A 19,180-nucleotide genomic window follows, 5' to 3' on the forward strand; every position below is an offset into this window, starting at 1 on the left:
AAGTGCTATGAAATTACCAATTTATCAAGTAGATGCATTTGCAAATACCCTTTTTTCAGGCAACCCCGCAGCGGTGGTGCCTTTAGAGTCATGGTTAGAAGATGGTGTACTACAAAGTATTGCCCTAGAAAACAATCTCTCTGAAACAGCCTTTATAGTCAAAGCGGGTATTGGCTATGAGTTACGCTGGTTTACGCCCAAAGACGAAGTCGACTTATGTGGTCATGCAACACTTGCTACGGCGCATGTACTATACGAGCACTTAGGTTATGAGGATAGCAGTGTTTCGTTTCAAACTCGAAGTGGCACTTTGGAAGTGAGTAAAACTGCGCAAGGATATAGCATGGACTTTCCAGCGTCTGTGCTGGAAGAAATCCCCGCACCTTTAGCGCTGGTCGGAGGGCTAAAAAATGTAGAGCCTAAGCAAGTGTTAGCGGCATTCGATTATGTGGTTTTACTTGAAAATGAAGAACAGGTACGTGAACTTGAGCCTGATCTTAGTGCTTGGCGTAAACTTGATCGTCGAGGTGTAGTGATCACCGCTAAAGGTGACAAGGTCGACTTTGTCAGCCGCTGTTTTTTTCCAAAGCTTAATGTTGATGAAGACCCTGTAACGGGCTCTGCGCATTGCGAACTTGCCCCCTATTGGGCCAAAAGACTGGATAAAGCACATTTGTGTGCGACGCAAATATCGCAGCGAAGCGGCACCATTTTATGTGAGGTAAAAAACGAACGTGTTGTGCTTATCGGGTCGGCCGTGGATTATATGCAAGGTGAAATAAACTATAAGACCGTTTAGTAACGGCTGCTGATAAGCGAAAATGACATCACTTTTATGATTATTGAGGTGTGCTGGTGCTTACATGTACGCTTTGAATAAAACATTTTATCTTGATGGAGTAGTAACTGATTGTTGCAGAAGACTTCGCTGAGTCTAAAGTTCTGTTGTGATTGAACCTGTCAATTTTCTTACCAAGAATGAGGCTATTCATCTTCTCTATCATGGTTGTTTGAACTGTTCAAAGAGCAATCAACTGTAAACTTACCGAATGTTTAACTCTTTGTAATATAAAGGGTAAAGCGTATCTTTACGCCATGTTGTCACGGTAAGCAAGTGCGGATTCACCATGATGTTCAAGTCTTTTATGTGTTAATTTAATGGTAGTGGTGTCGGCGAGAGTACTCTGATATAAACCTTATTTCTACGATGCTCGCTTGTTATCAATTTCCCAGTAAAATGCAATTTAACTAGGTGAGGCACTTTCTAAAATCGTACCCCAATCAGTCCTAAAGTTATTCGGGCCAAACTCAGTGCCGTGATTGCCTGCAAATTTACCTATGCATATCTTGTTAAGCTTTCTCTGTGACCAAGTGTATACTTTGGCCACTAATTATTAAACCCTGCTACAAATGCATTAAATGTTTCTTCTACCATTTAATCACTTTCCATGACTCCCATCAGCTACTAATCATACGCTGGTATTGTTAAGCCTTTAATGAATTTAATGGAAAAATTATCCTGATTCATTGTTGATTTGGATAAATAAAGGAACATTAATGTTATGGATAAGATGAAGAAAGAATACAAATCGGGCCAATGATGCAATTAAAGTTGTACCCATATTACTTTAAAATTAAAGTGTTATCACATTTTAACTAATGCAGTTATGGCAAAGAAAAAACGCAAAATTAACTTTGTTGCAACAATGTGTCAGGCGGAAAAGGTGGGTGTCTACTCAGGCTCTTCATATTCTATTGCTTTAAATTTCATTTATTTCAATAGTTTGAATTTATTAATAATTTTCATTTCAGTGCCTGTTTAAGGTTGTTTCTCTGGTTGAACCTCAATTTTGAAAATATATAGTTAATAATATGTTCGTGCATGCATATTTAATGTCTCAACAATATAACAATTAGGAAATGAAATGATTAATAATTTGAAAGGATGTGCCTTAGCGATCGGATTGCTGTGTACTGGAATTGCACCTATAATTGCAACAGCAGCGGTATCACATTCAACAATTCAAACGTCTGAGATCCGTGAGCAGTTAAATGACTACTTCGCTGATACAGTTTATGCTGCTTCTCAGATGCAAAATAGTGAAAGCATTCTTGCACAGCTAGAACAAGCTCAGGCGCAAGTCGCAACAATGACAGAGCTAGAGCTCAAAGAAACCTATGCACAAATGCAAGCCAATGCTGATCTTTGGTCTCTGCCAGACTACCTTTTGAAAGTAGCCGAACTACAAAGAAAAATTGAAAACTACAAAAGTAGCTACAACACGGCAAATACGTTTGACGCCAATATTATGAACAGTTTGGGCACAGACTCCGATAGCGCAGAGATTTATGAACAATATGATGATTCGATCCATTGTGTAGATTTCTTAAACTTCATTGACGGTGTACCGTTTGCTATTTTTACGCTATACCAAGAAGTAAGTGCTGGCCTTGCAAGTATCGCCGCCGATGGTATCGCCAATATTCTTAGTCCAAGTATCGTTACAGTCGCTGCTGGTAATGGTGGTGGTGTGCCAAACCCTGTTAAAGCAACGGCCGTAGCAGGAGCGCAAGCGTTAAAAGTTTATTGGCAGGCGATTAAATGGTATCGCCAAACTGTTGCCGAGTGTAAGGGGAAACTACATAGAAAGTACCTTTACGAAGTTGTTGGCTTGCAACAAGCTGATCATACTCCTAAAAAAGAAGTTCAGCTCAGTACCGAGTATGTTGATAGAGAAATCAAAGGAAAAGTACATGACTACTATTTTATTGTACACGCGAAATTAGACGGCAAACCGGTCGATGTGCGCTTTGTATCTGCTAAATTAAGCGATGAAACAGTTCCTGTTACATTTGTAGAAAACGCGGATAGACGAACGGTAACCTTACGTAATATTGGCGCTGGATTATATGAACTTAAACTATCATACAATGACCCTGATATTACACACCCTCGTAAGATGCAGTTAGTTGTAGAGCATATCCGCGATTCAGCAAAGTATGGTCAAACAGTTACACATACAGGTGTTTCTTTCAGTGATGTGATGAACTAACATTTTGCCAAGAGTTTGAGATAGAAATTTACGAACGCTTTATCAATAAGTAGTTTGTAGAAAAAGCGGTATCTCCGCCATCAGCGCAAAGCTTGTGGCGGTTATTTATTTTTAGAGTCAGCTAATCAGAGAGTTATAATCCACATACTGGCGAAATTGCATTACCAAAAAGGTCAATTACTACCTTTCGATTAAAGATTTTTGCAGGCAAACCGTTATCAAAAACAACATAGCAAACTTTAAAAAACAGTAATTATGTGAAGTGCCTTCATGAACGACAGATGCAAGAATATAACTTGTAACATGTGCTTTTTCGCTATTATTTAAGTTAGCAAGAGTCCAACTTTTGAAAACAGCCTTAATTGTACTGGTCAACCCCACCCGGACTCTTTTCTTAAAGAGTTTTCATACTCAACTGATGACTGAACGTTATTAGCTGTGTGTAGACTTTGCAGATTGTAATTTTTCATATGCTCACGAGTTGGTTGAGCTACATTTAACATTATTAAAGTGTGCGACTCAATTTAACCAGTTTAGTAATCTCGGTAAATGTTATGAAAGATGGTAATCGTCTGGTGAGATAAAATAACCGCCCCTAGTATACGAAATACTATGGACGGCTATCGATTACTAAGGGGGTTTGGTAAGTTACTTAGTTGCTTTGTACTTAAGCGTTACGTTGGCATAAGGGAAGATGCCTCTTAGTCCAAAGTGCCAAGTACCTGCTTGTGGATTCTCTAAAGAGCAACTTTCTTCGCTGCCCCAAAGGTATGGGCGACAGTCGTATTTGAAGAAATGTGTTTTCTTGTTGTGACGCACATACAAGTCAGCTTCGCCTTCACCGCTGATACTTACTTCAAGGTTTTTGTAACCTTCAGGTAGCTCAATTGAGAAGCGTTGCCACCAAAACCAACCGGCAAGGTTGGTAAATTCACCTTCGATCACTTCTTGTTGTGTCGCTGTTTTTAGCTCAATCACGATTGGATCGTGATCTGATGCGCGGTAGGCATTGTCAGCATAAAGGCTAGCTAAGTGTTTGTAAGACTTGTATTCCATGTTGTAATCAAGTGCAACAGGCTCGTCTGCATTGATATGCCAATCAGCGATATCAACCACTTTTTCCATCATAGATGAACTTGCAAACGCATGATCTAGGCTACCGATACGACCTTGATAAACATATGAGTAATCAGCTGTAGTTTGGTGTAACTGCTTTTTGATATCTTGATAGCCTTGCTCGACATAAGTGCGGATTGGGTCTTCTTGGCCGTAGGCATTCATATCTCCAAGAATGATGGTATCAGGGTCGTCTTGACCTGTTGGTGAGGTTGCTAACCAGCTTGATAATGCTTTAACTGCATTAACACGAGTGAGGTTCCAACAACCTTGACCATCTTTTTGGTCTTGATCTAAACCTTCAGCTTTAGAGCAGCTACCTTTTGAGCGTAGGTGGGCCACAACTAAGTTAAAGGTTTCGTTGCTTTGTAAGTCAGTAAACGTTTGCATCACTGGTGGGCGGTTACCATAATCAAAAGGAACAACTTCAGTAAAAGCCGCAGTGCCCACTTCTTTAACTTTGTTGCTACGGTAAATGATGGCAGACATGATTGCATCACCACCGACCTTTTCGGTGCCAAGATTGACATAGGCATAGGTGTTTTGAGTATCTTGTGCATTCAATGTCGCAGTTAAATCAGCAATTGCGCTTAGCTCACCAAAACCATCGTTTTCCATCTCTAGAATACCGAATAAATCAGCATCTAATTTCAGCATTGCGGCGACGGTTTTTGCTTTTTGGCGCTCGAACTCTTCTGGCGTATCAGCACCACGAGGAGTAGGGAAGCCTGCGCCCTGACCGTCGCCATTAAAGTAATTTAATACGTTGAAGCTGGCGATGCGTAGATCGCCACGGGTTGTTACTTCAGGCGCATCGGTACGAGGGTTAGTTGCGATGAAATTAGGCTGCACAGTTGGGTGAATACGATATTGGCTGTAACCATAGCCCAACACACCTTGCACGCCTGTTACTGTATCGCCTAAACGTAGCGTGTTATAAGCATCAAGCTCAGGAGTCGGATATGGGACCACTTCAGGGTTTTGCGCTGAAGAGCCGTCATCAAGTAAGATTTCTTTTTGCTTGTTTTGTGCTTCTACTGCATTTGCTGCATCACCAGGAAGTGCTACTTGCGTAGATTGATATAAACGCTCGGTACCAAGGCGTACTTCGCCATAGCGTGTTAAACCATAGGTATCGTTTACAACAAGCGCATTACTTACTTCAACAAACATACCTTCAACAGACTCGAGTCCTGCTTCAAGTGGTAGTGTGATTGTAGTGGCTGGTACTGACCCGGTACCGCATATTTTAACGGCGTTGACTGAGCTTAATTGAGTTTGACCGTATTTCTCTTCGACTTTACCTGCCACTTTAACGATATCGCCGTTATTTACTTGGGTGTTTTTGAAATAAACAAAAATACCTTCAGAGGTTAATGGGTCATTATCTTGATCTGCGAGCTCTTCTTGTAAGAAGAAGCCTTTAAGTTGCTCATCACCTTGCAATGCCGACGTAACGATACCTTGAATTTCAACTGTTTGACCAGCTAATGGGCTTGCATTACCAGCACCTTGTACTTGGCTAATCAAAACATTATTAGCGTCACACACTAAATCTTCTGGCTCAGGAGGGAGCTCATCAGAGTGCTTACCAATGTTAGAAAAGTCATCTTTAGCGTTTGCAATCCACTGTGTTGAAGGTACAAACTCATCACTCGCGTTTGCATCTCCCACCATAAATTGTGGTTTACGCACTAAACTTTTATCTTTTGTGTTTGCTTCGTCATCGGCCCAGCTGTAGCCCGGGTCTACACCGATTTGGCCTAGGCTATCGATGATGGTGCCAGCTTTGAGCAACGCGACTGCATCATCACCATTGAACCAGCTTCCGCCCGATAAAAGTTGTGCTTTTGCTGTTAGCTCTTCGTTTGCGCTTGAATGTGCAATAACGAATGTTGCTTTTGGCTCAAGGCTGCCCTCAAGTGTAATGGTGCGACCAGCATCTGTATTACCGTTGAAGTAAAAGTTTACCCCATAATCGGCTAAATTAACTGCTTGATCACCTGTATTGTAAAGTTCTACAGCTTTGTTGTAGCTGCTGCCTTCTACATATTCAGAAATAATTAGCTCAGCATGAGCTGGTATGCAAACCGCTGAGATCAGGGTTGCAAGAATTGTTTTTTTTAACATTTTATTATAGTTCCCGTGTTTAGCACTAATCTAGCTCTTTGGCTAGATTTGGATATTCTACTCTAATTTTATTGCATTTGTGTTTAAAAAGTTTCGCTAAAAAGGGATTTATGATGAATGAATGTAAATAAAGTCTTGTATCCAGAGAGTTTGTATATAGGGTGGGGAGTGCTTATTTAATGATTATTTGGCAACTAAATAACCAGTTTAGTTAACATTTGCACAATTCAGGGATAACTAAGATGACCTTAATTTTGCAAAGAATGGGTGCGATAACATATTTATCGCATCCATTTGGGGTCTAGAAGTATGCGTTGAATGCAACTGATACTTGATTACCCCTATCTAGGTAACCAAAACGGTAGAAGTATTTATCAGACAAAAAGTATTTTGCTTCAAGCTGTAGTTTAGAGTCATTAATACCGGCACCAAACGCTAGGCTTTTGTCTACATAATAGCTAGCCATAACATTACGAACCGAGCCACCAAGTTGATAGTCTTCATGAGAGGCATCGATAGTAAAGAATGCACTGCCATTTAGCTTTTTAAAATAACGAGTAGATATCATCCAATTATCTGGTGCATCTTGCACACCAACTGTCACACCAAGGTAGTCAGATTCATTAATTTGATGATTGTACTCAGCCTGAAACCACGTTTTGTCAGTGTGCTCATCTGAACGTAAAGTGCGTACTTGAAGTTTCAACATATCGTTATATAAATAGCCGAAACCTATACTGTGGTTATCTTCGTTGCTAAGGTTTCCAACGGTCGCGTTGACGAAAAAATTACGGTAAAAAGCCTCACCAGAAGCACTAAAAAAGTTGTCTGCGTCGTTGTCGGTATAGCTTACTGATACTTTAGAGTCAGTATCCAAATAGCCAAAGTCATCCCATATACCTGTATTTTGCTGCTCTGCGAAATAATATGTGCTGTTTAGATGTAAAGAGTTAAAACTGCTTTGTTCAGTATGAGCATAGCTTGCGCTATTGAACCACTGTTTGTCGCTTGCGTGTACGCTGGTAGCTAGTATGCTCAGTGGTAATAATAGAGTTGTCATAGGTAATAAGTAACGCATAATATTCCTTTGTTTAATGGCGTTAAAATTAGAGTGCTAGTTTAGCGTCTCTGTTGCGGCGCTAAAGTTAAACAGATTAGCCTCTTTATACAAGCCAAAAATTGTAATATTTTGCGAAAATAAGCTTTAAGATCATTATAATAAATCACAGAGCATCAGCTGTGCTCAAAATATATTCTATAAGTTGCTGACCAAATTGGATAATCAACGTCCATTAGATAACACACAAACCGATCTGCGTCTAAATTGGCATAATCGAGCAGATACTTTACTTTTGCTTGCATTTGCTGGTCTTTGTTCAACAGGTTGTGTGGGTTTTGCAAACTAATAATACTTAACTCAGGAAAATCGGGTAAGCGCTCAGTCCACATATCGCTGGCATTTAATTTACCTTCTTCAACTTTTTGATTCCCATGATAGCAACCAACATTTACATTACTGCTTCTATCTATGGCTTTGTCGACTAACACCAGTAAGGTAAGTCGTTTAGTAGGGTTTTTGATTGAAATACTTGTTGAGCTGCATTGGCTTTGGTGGGTTAAAGGGTTAACCAACTCATCAGGATTATTAAAAATAAATGTTGCGTCAAATACAGGGGCGTTAGGCAAGTCATCAAATACAATACCAGAGTTACTTGGCGAATAACTGCTATAAGCTTGCTCTAGGCCTTCAGACGAAAACTCATCAGCAATACCAATGGTAAATTCGTTTGGCGTTATTCTGCTCGATTTAGATAGCAGTTTTGGCTTCTTAAAATCACTTGGATGAGGGTGTGTGTAAAATTGTACAAAAGGAGGCGCACCTCTTTGTCTTTTTACACTTTTTTTGCTGATCAAAGCAATTTCTTGCAAAAAATCTGAGTCCGGTTTTTGTAACGTTAAAATGTAGGTGCAAAAAACATGTTCTACACTGAAGCCCAGTAAAGACTTGGCGGCATAATATAGTTGTGCTCGCTTGTCCTGTTGATGTGGGAGTTCATCAGTATTTGGTTCATGTAATTTCTGAAGCTGTCGTTTTAGATCTGCATGGCTGCTGGCATAGGTCTTTATACTCTCGGCAAACAAATGACAGGCTTGGCTCAATTGCTGGTGGTTTGACTCGCTAATATGAGGCTGCAACTTGTTTATAAATTCTTCTAAGGCCTTTATACCAGGTAGTTGTAGCAGTACTTGATCTCCCGTTGCAGCTTTTTTGGCATTGAAAACACGCTGGCTGTTCGAACGGTGATAATTTAAAAAGTTAGTTAAACCATTGATAGTGTTAGCTGTTACTGGAAGTTCAGCAAAAATTGCATTGAGGTTTTTTTTAAGTCGATCTCCTAACCTTGTAAGTTCACTGACGGTTTGCTGATTAAGTCCCATGATATCAAGCCCTTATTTTTAATTAAAGTTAGATTACATGGGACTTAGAGGTTTTTAAAGTCCGGTTGAGAAATTAAAACCTAAGTTTATTGGCAAGTACCAACTCGAGTCCATGGACCCCATGGACCAGAGCTCTGTGGATTCTCACCTTGTACCCACCAGTTGGCGCGGTAAACAATACCTTCCACTTGAGCAAGTTCACCTTGCTGATAGATTTTTGATGCTGACCAAGTTGCTACACCGTTACAGTTACCTGTATCACCACCTGAGACCGAAACTGACTTAGTTACAGTGGCCGTTTGGTTGTTACTATCAGTGATAGAAAGCGTTACTTGGTAGCTACCAGCTTGCGCATAAGTGTGGCTTGGTGCAAACGCGTTGCTGCGATTACCATCACCAAAGTCCCAAAGTACTGCACTGATGTTACCAGCGCTGCTGTTGGTAAAGCTTACATTTAAACCACTTACGCTTGCGCTAAAGTCTGCAACAGGGGCTGAGCTGTCGCCACATGCATTGCCTTTTTGCCATACGTTCGGGTAAAGATCTGGTTGCGCACCTTGTGACCACCAAATAGCTGTATACTCATAGCCATTAAAGCTTACTTTGTCGTTCAGTGCGTAAGATTTGCTTGCACTCCAACTTTCAACGCCAGAGCAGCTGCCATTGTCATCACCAGTTGATACTTTAACTTGCTTAGATGTTGTATTTGTTTGGCCTTTGGTATCTGTAACAGTCAGTTGTACGTTGTACGTACCAGCTTCGCTAAACTGATAAGTTGGGCTTGCGTCTGATGACGTTCCACCTTGGCGGTCACCGAATTTCCAGCTATATCCATCAATACCTTTGTCATCACGAGAGCGATCTGTAAAGGTTACTGATAGTTGGTTAACAGTAAAGTCAAAGTCTGCTACTGGAGCGCTGTCAACTGGGCCTGTGTCACCGATCCCAGTTTTCGCTTTAATCCAATCTAAGTAGCTTGTTGTTCTGGTAAACGCAGAAGCACCTTGACATGAAATACCCCAGCTTACGGTACCAATGCTGTAAAATTCATTACCTACACGTACTGCATATGGACCGCCACTATCGCCGTTACATGCTGAGCGGCCACCTTGACCACCACCACAAATAACAGAGTTCGGGATACTGTAGTTTAATTGACTACTACAGCTTGAGTTGCTGATAACTGGTAAGTCAACTTCACGTAACACGTCACTTGGTCTGCCTCTATTAGACGTCAATCCCCAACCAGAAACTGTTACGTTGTCACCAACGCTAGCATATTGTTGTTCAATTGCAGCCGTTGCAAGTTTCGCCGGTGTATGTTGGCTACTCGCAGGAGACGCTAGGCGCAGCACTGCTATGTCATAACCAGAGCGAATGCTCTGTGCACCGCGCCACTGCTCATGGCTTATAATCTGAGATACACGTAATGTTTGTCCATCATTACGACTAATCGAGTGAGCACCAACACGTACTGTTAAACTGCTAGTTGATGCATTATCAACACAGTGAGCTGCTGTTAATACCCAATCTTGGCTGATCAAAGTACCACCACACCCTTGCTGGCCATTCATCAAAAGTGCTACTTGGTATGGTCTTGAATGTGCGTCTGTTTCTGTACCACCCACAATGTTGATATCAACATCAGGTAAAGTTGCAGGTTTTGCCATTAACAGGGGAGAGGCTAATGTGCTTAATACAGCTAATGTGATAGTTGTCATTTTATTATTGTACATGTTGTATCCTTGTTGTTACTCGTTAGTGAGTAATCTAGGAATAATCTGAGATACATTTCGAATCAATAGCTAGTTTAAACTTTGCGCGAGGTCTGACCAGTGTTTGGGGAGGGTTTATTGCATAAATAGTTAGTTTAATCAAACAGTTGGTTGTAATGATTGGTTTACAGGTGCAATGTAAATAGATGTAAACAGGATGGACTTTATTGTGTTTTTTGTCATTTTTTGTTTCTTTTTGGAAACAAAAAATAAAGAACTGCTCACTTGTTTTAAAGTATGCAGGAAAAGTATTACGAACTTATTAAACAACCTGAATAGTTTTACAGGTGAGCTTGCTTTTTGCCAAAGTCACTAATTTATGAGTGCTTAAATTGGATGCCTTACACGACCTAATTAATATTTTCTCTTTTAATTTAGCTGTTTACTCTACTTCAGTCAGAAACACTCAAGTGGAGGCAATTTTACATCACCAGCTAGGAGAAAAATATAAAGGGATATTTTTTCATCTAACTCCTTGATCTATGTCAATAGTGTTCTAACGTTAATATTCACTAAAAATTAACATTGTAAAGGTATTAATTTATGAAGCGTTATGTGTTTTCACTTATTATTGGCTTTTTTACTTTATGGGGAGCCTCAGCCCACAGCAGTGAAGAACTGGAGTATCCAGTTGTTTTAGTTCACGGTTTATTTGGCTTTGACAACCTACTAGGTGTCGATTATTTCTATCGTGTTCCATCCGTCATACAGCAAGAAGGAGGCAATGTGTATGTTGCCGAAGTATCTTCAGCGCATAACTCGGAATTGCGTGGGGAACAGTTACTTGAACAAGTTGCATTGGTGCGTGCTATAACGGGTAAAGATAAAGTTAACTTAATCGGTCATAGCCAAGGAGCGCAAACCATTCGTTATGTTGCTTCGGTTAAGCCTCAGTGGGTAGCATCAGTAACCAGCATTGGCGGAGTCAATTGGGGAAGCCGTTTTGCGGACGTCGTTAGAGGTAGCGTTGATACAGGCTCATTTTCGGAACAGTTTTTGGCTTCATTAGCAAATGGATTGGCTGGGTTGATTGATTTGTTATCGGGCAAGCCGACAGCACCAAAAGATGCATTAGAAGCTCTGTCTGCTTTGACGACAGAAGGAACTATTGCTTTTAATCAAAAATATCCAGAGGGCGTACCAAGCACGTATTGCGGTAACTCAAGTGCTTTGGCAGACAATGGCGTTTATTATTTTTCCTGGAGCGGCGCGAAAGCTTGGACGAATGTGTTTGACCCAGCTGATAACGCGTTGGCTTTGTTTTCTCAAGTATTTGGTGAACCCAATGATGGTCTAGTGTCCGCATGCTCCAGTAATTTAGGGCAAGTGATTGGTAATAATTTTAAAATGAACCATCTTGATCAGGTGAACCAGACTATTGGTATTCATCACTTGTTTGAAACAGATCCGCTGACGCTTTATCGCCAACATATTCGCAGATTAAAGGACCTTAATCTATGAGGAAGTGGAGCCTGATGATAATAGTGTTAATGACTACGGTGGTAATCTTTGGCACGCTGATGTTGTATTTTCAGAGCCAGCTAAAGCAGCGCGAAGTTGCTCAACAAAGTGAGCAAAAACTGCCAGTTACTCTGACAGGCAATGCTATTGCTCAGGCTCCATTATCTCAATTAACAGCGTATCAGGAACTAAAAAACTGCGATGATGTAACAGCTACAGACAAGCACACGATAGACGACTGGTTGCTAACACTGCAAAACCATGAACTACAATCACAATGGCAACAACATATCGGCGAACTAGATGTGTGTTTACATCAATATGCTCAAGCTTATATAGCTTATAAACAAGCACTTACTGAGGTTGATGAAAACTTAAATATATTTGAACGACATGAACTTCTAATGGATTTGCAGCGTGAGTATTTTTCACCGCAGTTAATTGAGCGTTGGTATGCGCAAGAAAACAACTGGAATGAACATGCGTTACAGCGTTGGCAAATACTCTCAGATAAAAGGATCACCACAGAGCAAAAGGAGCGTTTAATCTCACAGCACATAAGCCAATTGCCAGATACAGAGCGACAACTTATCCAATCTAGTTCGCAGCTAGTCAAGCTTGCCAAGAGTTTGCCTGAGCAAGCCCCCAACGAGTTAATAACACAATATGGCCAAGCTGCAGCTCAAAGACTCTTTGCAGTGAAAGAGAAACAGGTCCAGTGGCAGAAAAAACTATTAAAATTTGAAGCGCTACGTGCAGAAATCTTGGCTAAAGCAGTTACCCCAAGTGAGCAACAGCAGGAAATACAAAAAATAAAGCAAGCACTGTTTGATAGCTATGAGCGAAAGCGTTTGCCGCATGCATTAGCGAGAATTCAAAAAAAGCAAAGCGCATATTAACAATCGGCATATTTGTATAAGCAGTTTATTAACTACATAGCTAAGGGTTTTGGTCATAACAAAGCTTGTGCTAAATCAAGTATCGCGTCTTAATTTTAATTTAAAGTTAAAAATTAACCAAAATTTAACTGTCCATCTATTAAAATGACATTTATTGCTTTTGACTAAGATACGACAACGATGGAACCTAAAGCTTTAAAGTTTGATAATATTGCAAGGGCATTGCACTGGATTTCTGCGGTGATAATTCTGTGGGCGATGCTGTCGGGTATGGCTGTTAGTTTGTTACCTAACGTTGAAGTAACTGTAGAGCTATCTCGTGAGTTTCCCAAAAAGGATATTAAACGTCTTATTACCGACTTTAATGTATCGTTAACCATATTGTACATACCAATCTTTCTTTGGCGTGTTGCACATGCGCTACGAGTTAAAAAGCCTCCCTATTTTGCACCGCTATCCAATACACAAATTAAAGTAGCGCACATCGCTCACATTTGCATGTATATTTTAATTGCGGTTTTGCTGAGCTCTGGCTTGTTGATGATGAACCGCCCATATGCTGTTTTTGGGCTATGGAACATGGCCCCCATTATCACCGATATCACATGGCTGGATTTCTTTGAGCAAGTTCATAAATATAGTAGTTACGCTTTATTGTTCTTCATTACTATACACCTGAGTGCGTTGCTTAAGCACCAGCACTCAGGTAATAAAATTATGCAAAGAATGTTGTAGTTTTTGTACAATGTATTGCGCTTAATGGTCATTTTTATCGCAAGAGCCATGATTAGGCCTATAACGAAACACTTCTTCAAGTGGCAAATTAAACACCGTTGCAATCTTAAAAGCGACTTCTAACGAAGGGGAGTACTTATTTGCCTCAATAGCCATCACCGTTTGTCGTGTTACACCTATGGCATCTGCTAATTGTTTTTGCGTCATTTCGTTGTTTAAAAACCGCAATGTACGAATTGAGTTGGTTATTTCAGCATTATCTTTCGCTTTACTCATAGATATCCCCAGTTCTACCTTTATAGAGCTGGGCTGCGTAGTTTGCAATTTCGGCCAGCAAGAATGCACCAACCATAACGTGCATAGGCAGGTGGGGAATGTTGTATTCTATAGACGGTCCCCAGCCGTTTGCTTCGGCTTGGTATTGAAAGATGGCAACACAAATACCGGTTTGCAAAATATGAGTTTTGTATTTAAACCCGATTAAATTAATTTGTTTTTCTCTTACATCAAGCGGCTGCTTAAGTTCATCATCACTAATAAAAGCTAATAACAAATAGCTTAAAACCATCAGTACGACTGAATAGGTTAATACTTCCAACAATAAACCCGATAACCAAGATACCGATGCTAATTGCTCGGCAGTTGCATTAACTAAACGCTGAATGTAGAAATATGAAATATAAACACTCACCAATAAATCGATACTGAGTGTTAGTTCTCTAAAACTAATGCTTTGTAGAAATTCTTTTAGTTGTGCTGTGCGAGTCATATGCATTTAACCTCAGGTATAATATTTTTGACATCAACAAGCCTAAGGCGATTTATTGTTCATGTCAAAGATTTTTTACCTAAGGTGTGTTTTATTTTACTTAAGCTATGGCTAAACTATTTTTTTAACTGAGCTTGCAATGTATCAATTATCTGCGAAGTGGCTTTTTTATTCGCAATTTTTTCTAAAAATTGTAGCCACTTACGTTTCCAAAAACGTTTTTTCACTTTTTTGGTACCTGATGCAGCACTGATATCGCTATCAAAGTCTAAGTCTTGCTCGATGTAATATGGCATTAACGAATAAACCGGCACTTTTGTTTCCCAAACATGTTGAAGGTCAGTATCAACGGGGCGAGCAAAGTACTCAGTCGCAGCAAGCAGGGCTTTAGCGCCTTCATAGCTGATTGCTTGTGCACAGCAACCCGTCATGGCCTTTTTATGCACCACCAAATTAAAGGTATCGTTAACGCGGTGAGAAAAAGCAATAGGGCGTGTGCGGTTCTCATATGCCGCTAGCTTGATTAGCTGCCACTTAACAGGAAGTTGTTCTATTGTGGCAAATACATTGTGTAAATCACCAACCAGTCGAAAGTCATCTTCCATCACGATGGCATAGGGGTGCTTATTATCAACGATGGCTTGCCATGCTTTACGATGGCTCATGTAACAGCCTATCTCTCCTTTACTTAATGGTCTATAAAATAGACGTCTGTTTAGTAAAGGTTGGTAATTTTTTATTAAGTCGATATCGCTAAGTGTTTTACCATAAACCCCAGATATTCTCTCAAAGTTAATATTTTGCTCTTTTAACCGTGCGCTACTTTTTTCTAACCGTTCAGGGCTTTGGTCTAAATTGATCAAATATATAGGGGGTTGTTCTTTCATTTTTTTGCTGCTCTTTATATGGCTGATTTAAGCACGATTTGAAGCAAGCATAAAACGTTGAAAACAAAAAAGGTAGTACGTTTTACCCTGGGGAGCTTGCTATTGATTAACAAGGATACCACGGTAAAACGTAATGACTAGCTTTAGGTGGTTTTATGGCGACTTTCTAAACACTCAACCACCTCTTTTAAGCTACTGTCGCTGCGTTGTAATAACACCAGTAAGTGGTAAAGTAAGTCGGCAGACTCGTTGATTAGCTCTTGTTTGTCCTGTTTCATTGCGGCAAGTGCCACTTCAACGCCTTCTTCACCTACTTTTTGGCAGCTTCGACTAATGTCTTTGGCAAATAAGGAGGCTGTGTAACTGCTACTTGGATCATCATTTTTGCGAGCAACGATGACTTGTTCCAGTTGCGCTAAAAAGCTAGTTGCGGGCTTGGCATTACTAAAACAGCTCTGTGTCCCCAGATGACACGTTGGCCCCTTGGGGGTAGCAAGGATTAAAATGGAGTCGAGATCGCAATCGGTGTGTGCACTTACGAGCTTCAATACGTTGTTTGACTCTTCACCCTTGGTCCAAAGTCGCTGTTTTGAACGAGAATAAAAAGTGACGAGTTGTTTTTCAAAGGTCACTGATATTGCTTCATCATTCATAAAGCCTTGCATCAAAATTTGACCCGTCGCTGCATCTTGTACAATCGCAGGCATCAGCGGGCTTTTTTCAAAATCGAGTTGTGATAGGTTATCTGGAGTTAATTGCATAATCGCACCGCCACTTGTTGTTCGTTCAAATAAGTTTTTAGCTCGCCAATATCAATGATGTTTTTGTGAAATACACTCGCGGCCAATGCACCATCAACTTGGCTTTGCTTAAATACATCAGCGAAATCTTGCATACAGCCTGCGCCACCAGAGGCTATCAAAGGAATATCGCACATGCGTCTGATCAAACTTAATTGCGCATTATCATAGCCTTTACGAACGCCATCTTGGTTCATGCAGTTAAGTACTATCTCACCTGCACCAAGTTCTTGCACCATTTCAACCCATTGCTGGGTTTTATAGCGTGTGCGGCTAGAGGCGTTTGGGTCGCCCGTTAGCTGGTAAACTAAGTAGTCACCTGTCGCTTCATCATAAAAGCTATCAATACCTACCACAACACACTGCTTACCAAACTCATCGTGTAGCTCTTTGATCAGTTGTGGTCTGGCAATCGCAGGGCTATTGATACTGATTTTGTCAGCACCTTGTTCTAGCACCTTGGCAGCATCTGCAACCGATTTAATTCCGCCAGCGACACAAAATGGAATATCGATGTGCTTGGCGATATTGCTAACCCAGTTTACATCTAACAGGCGCTTTTCAACACTGGCACTTATCTCATAAAAAACCAGCTCATCAGCACCTGCTTCACTGTACAATTGTGCCAGCTCAAGAATGCCTCCAACAACTTCGTGGCCTTGAAATTTTACGCCTTTAACTACTTGGCCATTTTTAACATCTAAACAAGGAATTATGCGTTTTGATAACATGCCAACGCCTCCTCAACTGTGAATGCCTCATCTAGCAGAGATTTGCCTAAAATGATGCCACCAACACCAAGGCGACCGAGTTTTTTGATATCTTCTAATGAACTTACGCCTCCAGATGCTTGAACTTTTATTTGGCTATTATGTGCCACCAATTGTTCATACAACTCAAAAGAAGGCCCAGTCATGGTGCCATCCTTACTGATGTCCGTGCATAAAAAATCAAGCACGCCAAGAGCAAAATAAAAGTCTACTAATTCGAATAGATTGTCTTGCCCACCGGCGAGCCAGCCGTGAGTTGCCGTGGCCCACCCAGTTTCAGTCTGGTTTACATCGAGTGCTATCACAAAGCGCTCGGCACCAAACTCTTGTATCCAAGTTGCCACTTCTTGTTGCTTATCGACCGCCATCGAGCCAATAACAACCTGATTTGCTCCGGCTTCAAGCCATTGCTTTACATCATCAAAGCTGCGAATACCGCCGCCAACTTGATAAGGAACGTTCAATGTTTTGGTGGCAGCTTGAATTTGCAACCATTGTTTTTTTTGAGGGTCGCGTGCGCCTTCTAGATCAACCAAGTGTAATTTTTGTGCGCCACTGAGTTGATAGTCTAGTAATCGTTGTTCAAGTTCAAAAGGATAAAATTGAGCAGTGTCATATTTGCCTTGATAAAGACGTACGATTTGACTTTGTAATACATCAAGTGCGGGAATAATCATGTGTATCCTTAAGGCAATTGCCAATCAATAAAGTTTTGTAACAGTGCGGTACCAACTTTGGCACTGCGCTCTGGGTGAAATTGCATACCGGCGTAGTTGTCTTGAGCAACAATGGCTGAAAAAGCATTGCCATATTCTCCTTGCGCTAGTGTTGCTTCGTTTGGTGTATGCGCAAAACTATGTACAAAGTAAACTTGTTGTTGTGCACTAAGGCCTCTGGTTAATGGGTGTGCTTTTACTTCGCATAAGTTGTTCCAACCCATATGCGGGGAGGTAAGCTCGCCAACTTCTAATAAGCTAACATTACCTGGGATCATGCCTAAACATAAAACATCCCCTTCATCGGTGTGCTCGCACAGTAGTTGCATACCTAAGCAAATTCCCATAAGTGGCTTGTCGTATTCAGCTATGGCTTGACACCATCCAGCTTGTTTCAAGCGGTCCATAGCAACTTTTGCGTGACCAACACCGGGTAAAATGGCTCGGTCAAACTGCGCAAGCTGAGCAGGGTCGGTGATCACTTCAGGGGTAACACCTAAACGCTCAAAGGCAAAACGAACGGAGTTAATGTTGGCGCAGCCTGTGTTAATTATGGCAATCATAAGCACCCCTTAGAGCTTGCGGTTTGCTGCTGTGTGTCTTGCGCTGTGGCCATTCTCAGTGCTCGAGCAAAAGCCTTGAACAAGCCTTCAACTTGGTGGTGACAATTACCATCGGTCACTGAGAGGATCAAACTTACCTGAGCGTTATCTGCAAGCGATTTGAAAAAGTGCTCAACCATTTGCACATCTAAGTCGCCGACCTTTTCGCGACTAAAGTTTGCATTGAGTACAAAAGAGGCGCGGCCTGATAAATCTAGCTGACACTCGGCTTTACATTCATCCATGGGAAGCGCAAAACCATAGCGTGCTATTTGTGATTTGGTGCCTAAAGCACGTTTTAATACTTGCCCTAATGCAATGCCAACATCTTCCACTAAGTGATGTTCGTCAATATGCAGATCGCCACTGGCTTTAATGTTTAATCCGATATTGGCGTGTGTGCGAATTTGATCCAACATGTGATCAAAAAAGCCAAGTCCGGTATTAATTTCGCCATTGGCGTTTTGATCTAAATTGGCACTGACAGATATTTGTGTTTCTTTGGTATTGCGAGTGACGCAGGCTGAACGATTTTGTGTGGTCAACTGTGTGACAATCGCTGGCCAATCGCCTTGATATAATATCCCTTGAATACACAGGTTTTCGGCAAGACCGATGTCAGTTTGACGATCGCCAATTACATAAGATCGCTCTAAGTCGACTTTGCCGGAACGCATGAGTTCAGTAAGTAAGCCTGTTTTTGGTTTTCTGCACTGACAATTGTCTTCATCAAAGTGGGGACAAATTAGTACCTCATCAAACTTAATTCCTTGGCTGGCAAAAATTTCCATCATTTTGTTTTGGGCGATGTCAAAATCAGCTGTTGGAAAGCTATCAGTGCCTAAACCATCTTGGTTTGACACCATAACCAATTTATAACCTGCTGCTTGTAGTTGCAAAAGTGCAGGGATAACGTTAGGCAGCAGCACTAGTTTTTCTAGACTATCAACTTGTTTGTCAGTAATCGGTTCATCAATCAAAGTGCCATCACGGTCGATAAATAAATAGGGGTTACTCATGGTTGTTCC

Annotated in this window: 17 protein-coding genes; 5 read left to right on the forward strand and 12 right to left on the reverse strand. The window is 41.0% G+C overall.

Annotation, left to right across the window (positions count from 1 at the left end):
* The first annotated feature begins 7 nt into the window (after positions 1 to 7).
* Together HG263_RS06375 and HG263_RS06380 are read left to right on the forward strand one after the other, a co-directional pair.
* A complete protein-coding gene (locus HG263_RS06375) occupies positions 8 to 799 on the forward strand; it encodes a PhzF family phenazine biosynthesis protein (protein WP_171625240.1) in 792 nt (263 codons plus the stop codon).
* Between the two features lie 1,126 nt (positions 800 to 1,925).
* Positions 1,926 to 3,053, forward strand: coding sequence for a hypothetical protein (locus HG263_RS06380; protein WP_171625241.1), 1,128 nt, complete (start codon positions 1,926 to 1,928; stop codon positions 3,051 to 3,053).
* Between the two features lie 648 nt (positions 3,054 to 3,701).
* On the opposite strand, the gene HG263_RS06385 is transcribed toward HG263_RS06380, so the two are convergent.
* The 4 genes from HG263_RS06385 to HG263_RS06400 all read right to left on the reverse strand — a co-directional run bounded on the left by HG263_RS06385 (position 3,702) and on the right by HG263_RS06400 (position 10,474).
* Entirely contained in the window at positions 3,702 to 6,299 is a 2,598-nt protein-coding gene (locus HG263_RS06385; protein WP_171625242.1) for an ExeM/NucH family extracellular endonuclease, read from the reverse strand.
* Positions 6,300 to 6,600: 301 nt separating this feature from the next.
* The gene (locus HG263_RS06390) at positions 6,601 to 7,377 is read right to left on the reverse strand and encodes a putative porin (protein ID WP_171625243.1); all 777 of its coding nucleotides are present in this window, start codon (positions 7,375 to 7,377) and stop codon (positions 6,601 to 6,603) included.
* Between the two features lie 155 nt (positions 7,378 to 7,532).
* Positions 7,533 to 8,738 carry a hypothetical protein gene (locus tag HG263_RS06395; protein WP_171625244.1) on the reverse strand — a complete coding sequence of 402 codons (1,206 nt, stop codon included), beginning with the start codon at positions 8,736 to 8,738 and terminating at the stop codon, positions 7,533 to 7,535.
* A gap of 86 nt (positions 8,739 to 8,824) precedes the next feature.
* Positions 8,825 to 10,474, reverse strand: coding sequence for a trypsin-like serine protease (locus HG263_RS06400; protein WP_171625245.1), 1,650 nt, complete (start codon positions 10,472 to 10,474; stop codon positions 8,825 to 8,827).
* Positions 10,475 to 11,056: 582 nt separating this feature from the next.
* On the opposite strand from HG263_RS06400, the gene HG263_RS06405 reads away from it, so the two are divergent.
* From HG263_RS06405 to HG263_RS06415, 3 genes are all read left to right on the forward strand, one after another.
* Positions 11,057 to 11,974 carry an esterase/lipase family protein gene (locus HG263_RS06405; protein ID WP_171625246.1) on the forward strand — a complete coding sequence of 306 codons (918 nt, stop codon included), beginning with the start codon at positions 11,057 to 11,059 and terminating at the stop codon, positions 11,972 to 11,974.
* Between the two features lie 14 nt (positions 11,975 to 11,988).
* Complete coding sequence (locus HG263_RS06410; protein WP_171625247.1) at positions 11,989 to 12,873, forward strand: lipase secretion chaperone; 885 nt, start codon at positions 11,989 to 11,991, stop codon at positions 12,871 to 12,873.
* A 180-nt stretch (positions 12,874 to 13,053) separates the two neighbouring features.
* Entirely contained in the window at positions 13,054 to 13,608 is a 555-nt protein-coding gene (locus HG263_RS06415) for a cytochrome b/b6 domain-containing protein (protein WP_171625248.1), read from the forward strand.
* 21 nt (positions 13,609 to 13,629) lie between these two features.
* Here HG263_RS06415 and HG263_RS06420 read toward each other — a convergent pair whose 3' ends face one another.
* The 8 genes from HG263_RS06420 to hisB form a co-directional block, all read right to left on the reverse strand.
* Positions 13,630 to 13,884 (reverse strand): helix-turn-helix transcriptional regulator, encoded by a 255-nt coding sequence (locus HG263_RS06420; RefSeq protein ID WP_171625249.1) that lies wholly within the window; start codon positions 13,882 to 13,884, stop codon positions 13,630 to 13,632.
* Entirely contained in the window at positions 13,877 to 14,377 is a 501-nt protein-coding gene (locus HG263_RS06425; RefSeq protein ID WP_171625250.1) for a hypothetical protein, read from the reverse strand. The genes HG263_RS06420 and HG263_RS06425 overlap by 8 nt, the downstream gene beginning before the upstream one ends.
* Before the next feature lie 116 nt (positions 14,378 to 14,493).
* Positions 14,494 to 15,264 (reverse strand): glycosyltransferase family 25 protein, encoded by a 771-nt coding sequence (locus tag HG263_RS06430; protein ID WP_171625251.1) that lies wholly within the window; start codon positions 15,262 to 15,264, stop codon positions 14,494 to 14,496.
* Positions 15,265 to 15,407: 143 nt separating this feature from the next.
* Positions 15,408 to 16,025 (reverse strand): bifunctional phosphoribosyl-AMP cyclohydrolase/phosphoribosyl-ATP diphosphatase HisIE, encoded by a 618-nt coding sequence (hisIE, locus tag HG263_RS06435; protein WP_171625252.1) that lies wholly within the window; start codon positions 16,023 to 16,025, stop codon positions 15,408 to 15,410.
* The gene (gene hisF / locus HG263_RS06440) at positions 16,016 to 16,795 is read right to left on the reverse strand and encodes an imidazole glycerol phosphate synthase subunit HisF (protein WP_171625253.1); all 780 of its coding nucleotides are present in this window, start codon (positions 16,793 to 16,795) and stop codon (positions 16,016 to 16,018) included. Before hisF ends, hisIE begins: the two co-directional genes overlap by 10 nt.
* Entirely contained in the window at positions 16,777 to 17,511 is a 735-nt protein-coding gene (locus HG263_RS06445; protein ID WP_171625254.1) for a 1-(5-phosphoribosyl)-5-[(5-phosphoribosylamino)methylideneamino] imidazole-4-carboxamide isomerase, read from the reverse strand. The genes hisF and HG263_RS06445 overlap by 19 nt, the downstream gene beginning before the upstream one ends.
* A gap of 8 nt (positions 17,512 to 17,519) precedes the next feature.
* A complete protein-coding gene (hisH, locus tag HG263_RS06450; protein ID WP_171625255.1) occupies positions 17,520 to 18,113 on the reverse strand; it encodes an imidazole glycerol phosphate synthase subunit HisH in 594 nt (197 codons plus the stop codon).
* Positions 18,110 to 19,171, reverse strand: a complete 1,062-nt coding sequence (gene hisB / locus HG263_RS06455) for a bifunctional histidinol-phosphatase/imidazoleglycerol-phosphate dehydratase HisB (RefSeq protein WP_171625256.1) — start codon at positions 19,169 to 19,171, stop codon at positions 18,110 to 18,112. The genes hisH and hisB overlap by 4 nt, the downstream gene beginning before the upstream one ends.
* Positions 19,172 to 19,180 lie beyond the last annotated feature (9 nt).

The sequence above is a fragment of the Pseudoalteromonas caenipelagi genome (assembly GCF_013140855.1).
Taxonomy (GTDB): Bacteria; Pseudomonadota; Gammaproteobacteria; order Enterobacterales; family Alteromonadaceae; genus Pseudoalteromonas; species Pseudoalteromonas caenipelagi.